Annotated in this window: 12 protein-coding genes and 1 tRNA gene; 8 read left to right on the top strand and 5 right to left on the bottom strand. The window is 38.7% G+C overall.

The features are described from left to right. Nucleotides 1-28 precede the first annotated feature (28 nt). The gene (locus tag Q4533_RS09365; protein ID WP_102437401.1) at nucleotides 29-688 is read right to left on the bottom strand and encodes a Bax inhibitor-1/YccA family protein; all 660 of its coding nucleotides are present in this window, start codon (nucleotides 686-688) and stop codon (nucleotides 29-31) included. Nucleotides 689-953: 265 nt separating this feature from the next. Next, a complete protein-coding gene (gene punR / locus Q4533_RS09360; RefSeq protein ID WP_102437403.1) occupies nucleotides 954-1,856 on the bottom strand; it encodes a DNA-binding transcriptional activator PunR in 903 nt (300 codons plus the stop codon). A gap of 126 nt (nucleotides 1,857-1,982) precedes the next feature. Between punR and punC the strand changes: the two genes are divergently transcribed. Next, nucleotides 1,983-3,245: a purine nucleoside transporter PunC gene (gene punC / locus Q4533_RS09355; RefSeq protein ID WP_303502643.1), complete on the top strand. Its 1,263-nt coding sequence runs from the start codon at nucleotides 1,983-1,985 to the stop codon at nucleotides 3,243-3,245. An 80-nt stretch (nucleotides 3,246-3,325) separates the two neighbouring features. After that, a tRNA-Ser gene (locus Q4533_RS09350) sits at nucleotides 3,326-3,416 on the top strand. A gap of 462 nt (nucleotides 3,417-3,878) precedes the next feature. Here Q4533_RS09350 and Q4533_RS09345 read toward each other — a convergent pair. Further along, nucleotides 3,879-4,376 carry a LuxR C-terminal-related transcriptional regulator gene (locus tag Q4533_RS09345; protein ID WP_303446213.1) on the bottom strand — a complete coding sequence of 166 codons (498 nt, stop codon included), beginning with the start codon at nucleotides 4,374-4,376 and terminating at the stop codon, nucleotides 3,879-3,881. A gap of 192 nt (nucleotides 4,377-4,568) precedes the next feature. On the opposite strand from Q4533_RS09345, the gene Q4533_RS09340 reads away from it, so the two are divergent. The 5 genes from Q4533_RS09340 to Q4533_RS09320 are packed head-to-tail and all read left to right on the top strand — an operon-like array spanning nucleotide 4,569 to nucleotide 10,666. Continuing rightward, entirely contained in the window at nucleotides 4,569-5,810 is a 1,242-nt protein-coding gene (locus tag Q4533_RS09340; RefSeq protein ID WP_303502642.1) for a TolC family protein, read from the top strand. Beyond that, nucleotides 5,807-6,838: a membrane fusion-like protein gene (locus tag Q4533_RS09335; RefSeq protein ID WP_303502641.1), complete on the top strand. Its 1,032-nt coding sequence runs from the start codon at nucleotides 5,807-5,809 to the stop codon at nucleotides 6,836-6,838. The genes Q4533_RS09340 and Q4533_RS09335 overlap by 4 nt, the downstream gene beginning before the upstream one ends. A 1-nt stretch (nucleotide 6,839) precedes the next feature. Next, on the top strand, nucleotides 6,840-9,893 hold the full coding sequence (locus Q4533_RS09330) for an efflux RND transporter permease subunit (protein ID WP_303446210.1): 3,054 nt from the start codon (nucleotides 6,840-6,842) through the stop codon (nucleotides 9,891-9,893). Continuing rightward, on the top strand, nucleotides 9,890-10,195 hold the full coding sequence (locus Q4533_RS09325; RefSeq protein WP_303446209.1) for a DUF3240 family protein: 306 nt from the start codon (nucleotides 9,890-9,892) through the stop codon (nucleotides 10,193-10,195). The genes Q4533_RS09330 and Q4533_RS09325 overlap by 4 nt, the downstream gene beginning before the upstream one ends. Before the next feature lie 60 nt (nucleotides 10,196-10,255). Then, nucleotides 10,256-10,666: a hypothetical protein gene (locus Q4533_RS09320; RefSeq protein ID WP_303446208.1), complete on the top strand. Its 411-nt coding sequence runs from the start codon at nucleotides 10,256-10,258 to the stop codon at nucleotides 10,664-10,666. 138 nt (nucleotides 10,667-10,804) lie between these two features. On the opposite strand, the gene Q4533_RS09315 is transcribed toward Q4533_RS09320, so the two are convergent. Both Q4533_RS09315 and Q4533_RS09310 read right to left on the bottom strand, forming a co-directional pair. Next, nucleotides 10,805-11,215 carry an ankyrin repeat domain-containing protein gene (locus Q4533_RS09315; RefSeq protein ID WP_303502640.1) on the bottom strand — a complete coding sequence of 137 codons (411 nt, stop codon included), beginning with the start codon at nucleotides 11,213-11,215 and terminating at the stop codon, nucleotides 10,805-10,807. 17 nt (nucleotides 11,216-11,232) lie between these two features. Next, nucleotides 11,233-12,255 carry an ankyrin repeat domain-containing protein gene (locus tag Q4533_RS09310; protein ID WP_303502639.1) on the bottom strand — a complete coding sequence of 341 codons (1,023 nt, stop codon included), beginning with the start codon at nucleotides 12,253-12,255 and terminating at the stop codon, nucleotides 11,233-11,235. A 111-nt stretch (nucleotides 12,256-12,366) separates the two neighbouring features. Here Q4533_RS09310 and Q4533_RS09305 point away from each other — a divergent pair. Further along, on the top strand, nucleotides 12,367-13,286 hold a 920-nt coding region (locus Q4533_RS09305), incomplete at its 3' end, for a transposase (protein ID WP_303502638.1).

Below are 13,286 nucleotides of genomic sequence, written 5' to 3'. Positions count from 1 at the left end.
CCAAATGAATAACCAAGTAACTTAACGCCTAGTCATCGTTACCCATGCCCATTAAGTGTAATAGCGCCATAAATAAGTTGATGAAGTTTAAGAACAACGAAATCGTTGCACGGATATAGTTAGTTTCGCCACCATTGACGATACGGCTTGTATCATAAAGGATTAAGCCTACCATCAGCATCGCTACTGCAGCTTGAATAGCCATAAATGCAACACTGTTACCAACAAACATGTTGATCAGTGATGCGCCGATAACCACAATCAGACCAGCAAAAAGGAAGCCGCCCATGAAGTTGAAATCTTTCTTAGTGCTAATTGCATAAGCTGATAAAGAAATGAAGATAACTGAGGTTAAGCCAAACGCTTGCATAATAAGCTCAGGGCCGTTAGCTAAACCTGCGTAGTGGTTTAAAATGTATCCTAATGATGCACCTTGCATACCCGTAAAGGCAAAAATCCATGCAAGCCCTGAAGCATTGTCTGCTTTTTTCAGGGTCACCATCATTACCACGATACTACCAAGTGATAGTCCGATTGACATGAAAGGGCCAATGTTCATCATCATTGCTACACCAGCCATGACTGCGGCAAAGGCAAGAGTCATCGACAATAGCATGTAGGTATTTTTGATCAGTTTATTGGTTTCCATCGTTGTAGCTTGATGGCCCGATAAAGTTTGTTGATTCATAACAGTCTCCATAGACTCGAAAAAAACTGTAATGACGTAATAGAGTCACTACAAAAGATATTTATTAAATTATTTAGATTTATAATACCTTAGCTTGAACACAGCTTAAAGGTATATAAGTGTCACTGTCATGTTAACTATTATTTAATGACACATGTTCATATAAAAAATTGTCCTAAACAACATTTTTACTAAGAAAGCTGAACTGAACATTAAATTATCATTACAACTTGTTAATAATGTCATCAAGATGCTGGCTTTGTGGTTATGCGAGCCACTCTTGATGTAACTTATCGGTATCACCTAAGTATTCTAAAACCCACTCAAGGGCTGGGGACATCTTTTCTTGATTCCAAGCTAAACAGCAAGGGCTTGCATTTCTTGGATGTTCTAAGGTTTTTTCAATTAACACCCCAGAGTCGATAAAGGGTTTTGCCAGGTTTCTAGGCATATAGCCGATACCTGAGCCATCACGGAAACAATTGAATGCTCTTATCCAGTCAGGCACCACTAATCGGCGCTGATTGGCCAGCAACCAAGTTGTGCGTTTGGGTATTTCCCTTGAAGTATCTTCTAAGCAAATAGAGGGATAGATGCGTAATTCATCGTCTGTTAATGGGCGATCAATTTCAGCTAGAGGGTGGTTACGACTGACTAAAAACGACCATTGAATCTCGCGCATATCTTTATACTGATATACGCCGCCCACAGGGATAGCTGTAGTTGCACCTATGGCGATGTCACTGCGACCTGTTGCTAATGCTTCCCAGACCCCATTAAACACCTCAATACGGATGATGAGTTCAACATCGTCAAAGTGACGATAAAAGTCTGCAATTAGTACACTAATACGATCAGCGCGGACAATATTATCTAAAGCGATAGATAGAGTCGGTTGCCAGCCATTAGCGACACGTTGAGTGCTACGCTTTAAGTCATTCATGTCACCCAATAGCTCTCTTGCGTGGGCGACAAAATGTTTACCGGGTTCCGTTAAGCTGACACTGCGATGATGCCTTTCAAACAAAATGACACCAAGTTCATCTTCGATTTGTTTTACGGCATAACTGACTGCTGAAGGAACTTTGTGTAATTGATTGGCTGCTGCCGTGAAACTACCTAAGCGAGCGACAATGTCGATCATTTCCAATGCTTGTTCTGAAAGCATAGCTTGCTATCCTTTGCTGTGAAAATTTATGAATGCAGTCATCAAAACTAAACGTTTCACATTGCTTTTGCAAGTGATTAGACTGCACGCTGATTTTTAATTAAGCCAATTTCGGACACTTTTTTTATGAAAAAAGCATCATCTACCTCTGCCAATGTGCAGTACTTTATTTTATTAGGCTACTTAGCACTGTTAAGTATGCTGGGCTTTATTGCCACCGACATGTATTTACCTGCATTTCAAAACATAGCTGACTCATTTGATACCAGCTTAAACAACGTCGCTTTTTCATTAACGACTTTCTTAGCGGGTTTAGCTATCGGCCAATTACTTTATGGTCCATTAGTTGAAAAAGTAGGCAAACAAAAAGCCTTAATAATTGGTTTAGTTATCTTTGCAGCAGCCAGCGCCTTAATTGTCGCCAGTAACTCGATTATTATGCTTAATATCGCACGTTTTTTCCAAGCGTTAGGTGCCTGTAGTGCTGGTGTAATTTGGCAAGCTATTGTCGTTGAAAAATATGATGCTGAAAAAGCGCAAAAAGTGTTTTCAAACATCATGCCTTTAGTTGCGCTATCACCTGCTGTTGCACCTCTCATTGGTGCATCAATTGTTGATACATTTGGCTGGAGAGCAGTTTTCATTACTTTAGCAATACTTGCGGTTTTGCTTATCGTTATGACCAAGCTGTTAGTTGCACCAGAGAACAAACAAGCAGAACCACAAGAAAACATCAGCTATAAAACCATCTTAAAAAACACCCGGTTTTTAGGTAACGTGGTTATATTTGGTGCATTGTCTGCAGCATTCTTTAGTTATTTAACGGTATGGCCAAGTGTAATGATTAAATTTGGTTATGAAGCTAAAGCCATTGGCTTGAGCTTTATTCCACAAACCATCATGTTTATCGTGGGTGGTTACATGAGCAAAGTACTTGTTAAAAAATTCGGTACCACACAGGCGCTTAATTATTTATTGGGACTGTTTTTCTTCTGTGTTGCAACCATTGCAATAGCGACTTTGGTAATCCCAATGGAATCAATTTATCCGCTATTGGTAACCTTCTCATTACTTGCTGCAGCTAACGGTGCGACTTATCCTTTGGTCGTCAACAATGCCTTACAGCAGTTCAGTAAAAATGCCACCAAAGCTGCAGGTTTACAAAACTTCCTTCAGATTGGTATGGCGTTCGGAGCATCAAGTATTGTCGCGATGTTCGTACAATATAATGAAGTGACTATCGGTTTAGGTATCGTATTGAGTGCTGTTGTTGCTTACTTAGGCTATTTATTGTCAAAGCATGATAGTTGGGCTTCAGTAACAAATAACTTCATAAAGCCAGATCCTGCTAGCATCGCACTTCACGCTAATAAAAACAGCGCAGATTGATGCTAACTTAAGCAAACAGTAAAGAATCTTAAATTTATGCTTTACAGCAGCGAGTGAGATAGCTATTATCTCGCTCGTTCGGAGAGATGGCAGAGTGGTCGAATGCACCGGTCTTGAAAACCGGCATGGGTTTGTAGCCCATCTAGGGTTCAAATCCCTATCTCTCCGCCATATTCAAGACGAAAGGCTCATCAGTAATGATGAGCCTTTTTTCGTTTAACTTACTAATATTATTGAATATATACACAATAAAAACAAAATAGCTTTGTTGGCAGAGTTTGAAATAGCTATTTTTTAAGCACTTATCTGCCGTTTCAGGATTGACTCAGTCAATGTCCCTGCTTTTTTTATCAGTAGAGTCCCCCCAATAGTGTGTACTTCACACGTATCTGTTTAGACAAATAGTTACGCGATAAAGGCTTTCCTTATGATATTAAAGTGTCTTTGTTTACTCACGCCAGAGCTAGAGTCACATTAGTAATAAATAGACGCAATATAAATGTCGCAGGCACGCTGAAAAAATCATCAATACCATAGACCATCAAACCTGTATTAATGACTTTATTCGTTATGTTGATGAAATGATTTACACGCTCGAGCGCAGGTCCTCAATAGCTTAAGCTACCTATATAACTATTCTTGAATAAAGTCTTCCATAAACCATGCACAGAGAGTGTGGCGACCATCTACTTGAGCTTTGCTGTAAATATTGGAAGCTTGTTGGCGGACCGTTTTTTCTTTTGTGAGTCGAACTTCGGCAATCTCTTTAAAACTCAGCCCCTTTAGCAGTAAAAGAGCTACCTGTTGTTCACTTTTAGTAAAACTCCAAGAGTCAAATTGAGCTGCGATGGTTTGGCTGTATTCTTGTCTAGCAGCACGCATTTGGCCCGACATATTATTAATCTGCTTATCTGCACTCGCTAATTTAGATCTTAGGGCTTTTACTTGGCGAGAGCTTCGAATTAGATCAAAGCCTAAATAAATGCTACCGATTATTGTAAGTAGTACAAGAACACTTTCTTGTGCAATGTGCCAAGCAGGAATATCAAGCTGTAAATCAGCAAAGATGTCAAATAGTTTAAACATTGTTATCAGTAGCAATAATACAATAATGAATACATCTTTTTTCATGAGATAAATCCTACAACTCGTAACTGGTAATAAATGAAGCCCAAAAAATAGTATTTATTTTAATATAATAAAATCATTAGCTTGGGCTATGGTACATATGTACTATAAAGGCTTTTATGATACATTTTCCCCATGTGCTTTAACATTTAAGTGATTAATATGAGTATACATTTTGGGTTATAGAAATCACTTATGTTTGCTATTAAGTTTAGTATCAAGTTATGTATCCTCATCGTTTTAACTAGTGGCACCTATAGTTTTGCAACTCCTAGTAATGAATTGTCTAAGCTGCTGGAAATCAGTCGAAACAGATTAAACGTGACGCAACTTAACGGAACACCATTAAATGATGGTAGAGCGTTTGAATTGACTAGTTCGACTTGGTTAACAGGGTTACCAAGCATCAGCTTAAGTTACCTTGGTAGTCTTGATAATAGTAACATTTACGAGCAAGAAGTATCACTTAACTTACCAATCAAGTCATTCGGTTTACATAATAGTGATAAACGACTAAAAAAGTTGACGCTGGAACTTGAAGGTCAGCAAGTTGCGTTACAGAAATTGTACTTATCTGGATTACTCAGACAAAGCATATGGGATTACCGCATAGCATCAGTGAAAATAAAACAGCTAAACCGTAAAGCAAAATTATTAGACAAGCTATATGTTCAGCACAAGCAACTTTCTGATGCGGGAGAATTGCCTAAAGTGAATATATTGCTACTGGAACGAGAACATGTAGATATTGATTTAGATCAAATTGTTCTTAAGCAACAACAGAGTGAAGCTCTTTCTCTTTTTAATTCAGTTACTGGTTTGAGCGTTATACCGCAGAAAATTAATGAACAATATCGTGAAATTACTGAAGCTAATTTAAGTATCCATCATGGGATTAATGATGCATTAATCCAACATCCCTTATGGCAAATTCAATCATTACGGCAGCAACAACAACTGTTGATCATTAAAAGCCAGCAAGCAGGAGAGCAGGATTCATGGACATTATCCTTAACTGCTAAAGAAACCGCTGACGATCAATTTAATGACCAACAATTAGGTTTGAGAATTAGTATACCGATTAGCTTGGGATCAGCATTATCACAAAGTGAACTTTCTATTTGGCAAAAAGACCATCAAGAACAGAGTTTAAATAGTGAGCGTACCTATCTTGAATTAAAGACCCAAACAGAAAAGCTAGCTATGAAACAGCAAAACCTCAGGAAGCAACAGTTATTGTTACAGCGTGGTGTCTCGCTGAGTCGGACAATTACAGAAGATTTAGCCAAAGTTAAAGACCAGAGTCAAATTAGTTATGAAATTTGGCTGCGTCGTTATATGGATGCACTTGATACTGAATCACGTTTATTACTAAACCAAATCACTCAGCAGCAACTCCACTCTCAACAACTGCAAGCTTTAGGAATTTCATTATGATGGCCAAATTTGGCGTTAGCCTTGTGTGTATACCTTTGTGTTTATCTGCTAGCTTCGTGTGTGCGAAGACTATATCACTTGCAGAGTTGGGTAGTTTAGAACTTAAGTACACGCAGCCACAGAAAGGTGTAAGTTATGAAGGGAGTTCACTTCCAGCCCAAATAGAACGATTACCTGGTAATGATTATTGGGTCAGAACACCTGAAAATATTCAACAGGTAACTTACTTAGTCGCCCAGGGCCAAGCTGTGACTAAAGGGCAAGCTATTGTAAGGTTAACAGGGCCAGAAATATTTCATTTTCTTGCTCAAATTGAGGCTACCAAAAGTCTGTTTGATCTATCTAAGCAACGTTATGAACGCAATAAATCCTTATTAAAAACGAATAGTATTAGTATTGATAAATGGCGTGAGATCAGTCAAGACTATCTCAGCACTCAACTTAAATACCAACACATGCAGCACTTTATGGAACTGGTTGAAAGTATTGATACTTCTACAGAGTCATTAGTCATTAGAGCTCCAATAGCAGGTATAGTTAATCTTACTAACCTTAGTAGCTCATATAATGCAGGTGCAGCGTTATTTTCTTTGATTCCAGCAGATAGTATTCGTATTAAAATTAATGTGCCTATGAATCAATCTACCTCACTGTCGGCAGTAAATATTAACCAATGTCATGTTTCAATAGACGAAGTTTCAGCCATTGCAGATGGTGTTTTTTTAACTGCTTGGTCAATGCCAGTTCCTCTAGGTTGTAACTTATTACTAGGACAACAAATTACCGTTATTCCTGAATATCAAAAAGCAGTGTATTTATTACCTAAAACTAGCGTATTTAGTTGGCAACAAGAGACCCAAATTTTTGCCAAAACAGCATCGATATTATCTGCACTCACTATCGAGGTTCTAGGTTCTACTTCTAATGAATATATAGTTGCTAGCGATCAAGACTTAAGCAATATTTATGTATTAACTCAATCTGTTGCAGCAGTAAAAGGGATACTACTTGGCTTGGGAGGCGAATAATATGCTCGCTTCCGTGATTAGATTCTCTCTCACTCAGCGCCTATTCGTTTTAATTGTTGCGCTAATATTAATATTGGCAGGCGCTAGAGCTTGGTTTTCAATTCCTCTTGACGCTTTTCCTGATATTTCACCCACCCAAGTTAAGATTATTTTAAAAGCGCCAGGGATGACTCCCGAAGAAATAGAAGCACAGATCACTGTACCTATTGAAACAGAGTTATTAGGAATACCTCATCAGGCAATTTTACGTTCCACGACCAAATATGCTATCAGCGATATCACCCTTGATTTTACTGAAGGTACTGATATCTATTGGGCAAGGCAACAGGTGAGTGAACGACTTGCTGCTGTGTGGGATAGCTTTCCTCAGGAGGTTTCTGGAGGGGTCGCACCGATGAGTACGCCGCTGAGCGAAATATTTATGTTCACACTCGAAAATCCTAATTTATCTTTGATAGAACGTAGGCAGTTATTAGAGTGGGAAGTTCGCCCATTGTTACGTACCGTAGCAGGTGTCGCTGATGTGAATATTTTAGGCGGGTACGCTAAGAGTTTTAGTATTAGCCCCAATCCTTCAGCTATGGCTGCTGCAGGGGTAAGTTTTTCGTTACTGCAACAAGCTATTACCGAGAATAACCACAATGAAGGTGCCGGTAAGCTGACAATCGGCACTGATACAATTATCGTACGTGCTGAAGGTCGAATTGATGATATAGATGAACTGAGACAATTGGTGATAAAAGCCGATAATGCCAAGGTGTATCGTCTTCGAGATTTAGCTGATATTGAAGTAGGTCACTTAGCTCGTTACGGAGCGGTGACCAAGGACGGAGAAGAAGCTGCTGAAGCGTTAATTATTGCGCTTAAAGATGCTAATACTGCCCAAGTGGTCGAAAGTATAAAAGAAAAGCTTGAACAGATAAGTACAACATTACCAGAAGGCAGTGTTATCAATACTTTTTATGATCGGGCGAATCTTATAAATACAGCGATTGATACCATATCAAGTGCATTGTTTGAAGCTGTAGTTTTAGTCATTGTGCTTTTAGCTTTATTCTTAGGGAATGTGAGGGCAGCCTTAGTGGTGTCATTGTCTTTGCCCCTTGCTGCATTGATGACATTTCTCATGATGGATCTATTCAACCTCTCAGCTAACCTCATGAGCTTGGGTGGATTAGTTATTGCTATTGGTATGCTAGTCGATTCCTCTGTGGTAGTGGTTGAAAACATGGTAAATCTCATCGCAACCAAACAGCGTTTACCTCGTTTACATCTTATCTATCGTGCTACAAAAGATGTCGCTATTCCAGTGGTCTCTGGCACTATAATTGTGATGATTGTATTCTCGCCACTACTGACATTAACTGGTTTAGAAGGGAAACTATTTACTCCTGTAGCAGTTACAATAGTGTTTGCAATGCTGTCTGCTTTAATATTATCGCTGACAGTCATCCCAGTTGTAGCCTCTTACTTGGTCAATGAAAAAAGTGCGCAGGAACCGAAGGCAATCGAGAAACTAAAAGCGACATACCTCACCAGTCTTAAAATCATATTTGTTCACAAAAAGTCTTTTATCGTTGTCGTCTTTACGCTACTGGTTGTTAGCCTAGGATTGTTTAGCTTGGTTGGAAAAACCTTTATGCCGACTTTAGATGAAGGTGACATTATTTTGCAGTTAGAGAAATCTCCTTCCATCTCACTTGAAGCATCTATCGCAATTGATAAGCAAATCCAACAGACCTTACTAACTCAGGTTCCTGAAATTAAACAGATGGTTGCACGTACAGGATCTGATGAAATTGGTTTAGACCCAATGGGTCTGAATGAAACCGATGTATTTTTGGAGCTTGCGCCACGGAGTGAATGGCGTTTTGCGCATAAGGATCAATTAATAGATTCTATTCGTACTGAACTGGTTAACTTTCCTGGGGTGAACTTTAATTTCACTCAACCTATCCAAATGCGGGTTTCAGAAATGCTTACCGGAAGTATCGGTGATGTTGCGATTAAGGTATTTGGGACTGACATCGATACACTTGGAAAACTAACATCTCAAATAGATGCATTAGTGAAAATGACGAAAGGGAGTATTGATGTCAAAATGTCTATGATTGAAGGAAGTCCTTTTATTAATTTAACCTTAGATAATGAACAAGCCCGCGGTTTTGGCATGAGTACAATAGAGTTTGCTCGATATCTAAAAAGCCAACTGGAAGGGGTTGTAGTTTCTGAAGTGCTGCAAGGTAAGAAGCGCACGCCAATATTGATAGCGAATAATAGAGACGGAATTAGTAGTGTTCATGAGTTACAAAATCAATTGTTGGTTATGCCTGATCATTCACTTAAACGTCTTACCGATGTCGCCAAGTTAAGCTATAAAGAAGGACCTATTTTAATCGAAAGAGAGCAAGGTGATCGCTTCTCAGTTATTACTACTAACGTAGAGGGGCGCGACATTGTTAGTTTTGTTGAAGAACTCAACGTTAAGATCTCGAATGAAATAAAGCTTCCTAGTGGATACAGTGTCAGTTTTGGCGGAGAGTTTGAAAACCAACAACGTGCTACCAATAATTTATTACTCGTAATTCCAATTGCAATAGCGTTAATCACTCTGATTTTATTCACAACTTTTGGTTCATTGGCTAAATCTGGTCTAATACTCGCTAACGTTCCATTTGCCATGATGGGCGGCATTGTGAGTTTATATTTCTCAGGTGAATACCTGTCAGTTCCTGCCTCGGTTGGCTTTATTGCGCTATTAGGTGTGGCTGTGCTTAATGGTGTTGTTATGGTGAGTTATTACGAACAGAGCAAACATTTGTTCAGTGATTTATTAGTCCGAGTAGAACAAGGCGCAGCTAGACGGTTGCGACCTATATTAATGACTGCAACTACAGCCATGTTTGGCTTAATGCCATTAGTATTTGCATCAGGTCCAGGTGCAGAGATTCAAAAACCCTTAGCCATTGTTGTCATTGGAGGATTATTGACATCAACAATCACCACACTTTATTTATTGCCCATCCTTTATTACTGGCTGGAGAAACGCCAATGATTACACAGCAATTATTAGTGCTTATTGCCCAAAACGATATCAAGGACGATATTGTGGATACTCTTATCGAACTAGATTTTTTATCAGGTTTTAGTCTCAGTAATATTTGTGGTTTTAGCCGTGAGCACAGCCATTTTAATATTAAAGAGCAGGTTGAAGGTTATCGTGAGTTTTATAAATTTGAAATTATGCATTCAGATGATAATCAAGAAAAATTGTTGAGCGCTTTGTCTACAGTTTGTCAGCATAACCCTTGTCGATACTGGATTACACCAATAGTAAATTCAGGTACGTTGTGTTAAATAATATTATCTAATTATCAATAGCTTAATTTTCTGCTTAGCCAAGAATGAGGTATTTAAATGAAGATGGACAAATATTTATTGATGCTTATTTTACTGGCTGTAAATGCAGTTTCTGCCAATGAGATAACTCAAGGTCGTAGTGGTGTAACGGCTGAGTTTATTGAGGCTACACCGTGCAGGATGAAAATCACCTTTGATAAGAGTGTAACTTTAGATTCAATAACTATTAAGGATAATGATGGTTTCCTGCTTGTATTAGATACTCAAGTGCCTGAGGGTGGCAATACCATTTTTTCTTTTGAAATACCTAAGCTAACTCCTGCTGATTATCAAATCTTATGGACAGGACTGGAAGTAAATAACGTCCTAAAGCATGGAAATATTAAGTTAGCTATTCAAGATGATGACATATATCCGCGACCAGCCAAAATGAAGTTCGGAATATTACATCGAAAATGGAAACATTAGGCTTTATCAGAATCAAAGAAGTAACAGTGTGAGCTAAATATCATTATCTTCTCTCTAATCAAGAGCTGATTAAAACGTAATTTAACTTTGATAAAGCGAACGCTCAATTCAAGGTTACGATAAGGATGTTGTGGTCAATTAATATTGGCTAGGTTCTGAGCAATCATCAGCATTTAAGTTAGTATCCTGTTCACATAATAATTTTACAACGTCATTATTGCCTTTTTGCTTGGCGCGCATAACTGCGTTTCTACCTTTATTATCTACAGCATTAATATTTGCTCCTTGAGATAATAATAACTGCATGACAGCCATGTGTTGATGTTCAGCTGCATATAACAGCGCTGTAAAATGCTTTTTATCAAATAGGTTTACCTGTGCACCATGGGAGATAATTTTTTGCACCGTGTTAAGCTGATTTTTTTCTGCTGCGGCCATTACTGGCGAAAAGTCATCACTATTTGTGCCATTAACATCAGCTCCGTTATCGAGTAAAAGGTCAATCGATTCTTGATCGTTATATTCAATGGCAAGTAGCATAGGTGTCATCTTACTTACGCTGCTTTCTATTTCGGTTTCGCCCCATGTGACAACAGTAAACTAACCATTTTGATATTACGGGTTGCAATGGCATATAAGAGTGGGGATGTGCCGCTATTATCCTGGGTGTTAATATCGGCTCCATTACTAAGCAAAATTTTCACAATTTGTAGGTGTGATCGATTGGCTGCCCAATTAAGTGCTGTATGTCCTGTTTTGTCTTTTAAATTTACGCTTGCACCGTGTTCTAGCAGAGAATTAACCATTTCAATATGACCACTTAAAGCGGCTAACATTAATGCTGTTCGTCCTATTCTATCCTTGGCTCTAGCATCGGCGCTTGCTCCATTTTTTAGCAGTATATTTACGGTTTTTACATCGCCAAAAGCTGCGGCATGAAGTATTTTTTTACGTTGTTCATTTATCATTTTACGTGAGTTTACAATATATTGTGGAGCCTCAATTAGCGATGAGCTCATTTGTAATTGATTATTTTGCGACGGTATTGCATCAATCATTTTTGTCATAATTTGTGGTGGTTTTGCATATTGTTGCTTTTGTGGAAAAGCTGTGCCTCCTTGTTCTCGGTAACCAGGAAAACCAATACCTATACTATTTATTTGATTATGATCTTTTATTAATTCAGTATCTTGGGTATTGTCAGTCGATTGCTTTTTAGTTGAATACTCTTCATTAAGCTGGGAATTCCGTTGGAATTGGCACAACATCACTTTAGGCATATTTTTCTGATAATCGTGATAATCGTGATAATCGTGATAATCGTGATAATCGTGATAATCGTGATAATCGTGATAATCGTGATCGAGTGCTTTATTGCTTTGTTTGCTGGCGGAACGAGTTCCAGAGCTAATAGCTGAGCTTAAAGTTGGCATAGTCACTGGTGTTTTACCTAGTGTTGTTGATTGGATTACTGTTCCTGGTGACGTTTTTGATGTTTGAATTAGTTCGTTATTTTCATCCGCGAATGATGTAGTAACCGTAGAGGAGAAAATAATAGTCACGATAATGATGTTTATTATGATGCACATTAGCTATTCCTATTTTCTCTGTTTGTAATTAACATGGCCACCCATTCTAGTTGGCTAAATGTTAAACACCCTACTAGGCTTTAGTTATTGCTCATTACTTGGTGATTGAAGATGGCCAGATCTAGAAAAACACTCGTGAGCTTAGAAGACACCCCTTACTATCACTGCTGTACGCGGGTGGTGCGCAAAGCATTTTTGTGTGGATTTGATAAGTCGACTGGTGATAACTATGAACATCGCCGAGAGTGGGTTGATTCGCGTATTATTGAATTGGCGACGATTTTTGCGATTGATATTTGTGCTTATGCCGTGATGAGTAATCATTTACATGTCGTGCTTAAAGTCGATGTGGATAAAGCCAAAGAATGGTCTGATATTGATGTACTTACCCAATGGCATAAATGCTTTAAAGGCAACTTGTTAACCCACAAATTTATTAAAGGTGAAGTGCTTAATGAGTTTGAATTCAAGACGGTTAATGATTGTATTGCGCTATATCGAGAACGTTTAACCGATATTAGTTGGTTTATGCGTTCCTTGAGTGAACCGATTGCTAGAATGGCCAATAAAGAAGATAAGTGTACAGGCCGTTTTTGGGAAGGGCGGTTTAAATCTCAAGCCTTGTTAGATGATGCCGCCGTACTCGCCTGTATGGCGTATGTTGATTTGAATCCAATTCGCGCGCAAATGGCTGCAACACCTGAAACCTCCGATCACACCAGTATTCAGCGTCGCATTAATTCAGCTATAAACGGTGAGCAACCAAAAGCGTTGCTTCCCTTTGTGGGCAATGAGCGTTTAGATATGCCCAATGGTTTAATGTTTAGCGTCAAAGATTACATTGTGCTGGTTGAAGATACTGGGCGGATTATTCGTGATGATAAACGTGGCGCCATCAGCGCGAGTAGTCAGGATATTCTCAATCGATTGAATATACCAGCTGAAAACTGGTTAAAAATCACCACTGAGTTTGGCGCTTTATTCAAAGGTGCGGTGGGGGCGTTGCCTGCATTAACAGATTATTGTGAGCA

Source organism: Shewanella sp. 6_MG-2023 (assembly GCF_030547195.1).
Taxonomy (GTDB): Bacteria; Pseudomonadota; Gammaproteobacteria; order Enterobacterales; family Shewanellaceae; genus Shewanella.
The sequence above is the reverse complement of the archived record's forward strand: the minus strand, read 5'-3'. Positions and strand labels throughout refer to the sequence as shown.

What these genes read in the sequence shown, in the direction of transcription:
- Q4533_RS09365 (WP_102437401.1), bottom strand. Translation starts at nt 688, where the DNA reads ATGAATCAACAAACTTTATCGGGCCATCAAGCTACAACGATGGAAACC.
- punR (WP_102437403.1), bottom strand. Translation starts at nt 1,856, where the DNA reads ATGCTTTCAGAACAAGCATTGGAAATGATCGACATTGTCGCTCGCTTA.
- punC (WP_303502643.1), top strand. Translation starts at nt 1,983, where the DNA reads ATGAAAAAAGCATCATCTACCTCTGCCAATGTGCAGTACTTTATTTTA.
- Q4533_RS09345 (WP_303446213.1), bottom strand. Translation starts at nt 4,376, where the DNA reads ATGAAAAAAGATGTATTCATTATTGTATTATTGCTACTGATAACAATG.
- Q4533_RS09340 (WP_303502642.1), top strand. Translation starts at nt 4,569, where the DNA reads ATGTTTGCTATTAAGTTTAGTATCAAGTTATGTATCCTCATCGTTTTA.
- Q4533_RS09335 (WP_303502641.1), top strand. Translation starts at nt 5,807, where the DNA reads ATGATGGCCAAATTTGGCGTTAGCCTTGTGTGTATACCTTTGTGTTTA.
- Q4533_RS09330 (WP_303446210.1), top strand. Translation starts at nt 6,840, where the DNA reads ATGCTCGCTTCCGTGATTAGATTCTCTCTCACTCAGCGCCTATTCGTT.
- Q4533_RS09325 (WP_303446209.1), top strand. Translation starts at nt 9,890, where the DNA reads ATGATTACACAGCAATTATTAGTGCTTATTGCCCAAAACGATATCAAG.
- Q4533_RS09320 (WP_303446208.1), top strand. Translation starts at nt 10,256, where the DNA reads ATGAAGATGGACAAATATTTATTGATGCTTATTTTACTGGCTGTAAAT.
- Q4533_RS09315 (WP_303502640.1), bottom strand. Translation starts at nt 11,215, where the DNA reads ATGACACCTATGCTACTTGCCATTGAATATAACGATCAAGAATCGATT.
- Q4533_RS09310 (WP_303502639.1), bottom strand. Translation starts at nt 12,255, where the DNA reads ATGTGCATCATAATAAACATCATTATCGTGACTATTATTTTCTCCTCT.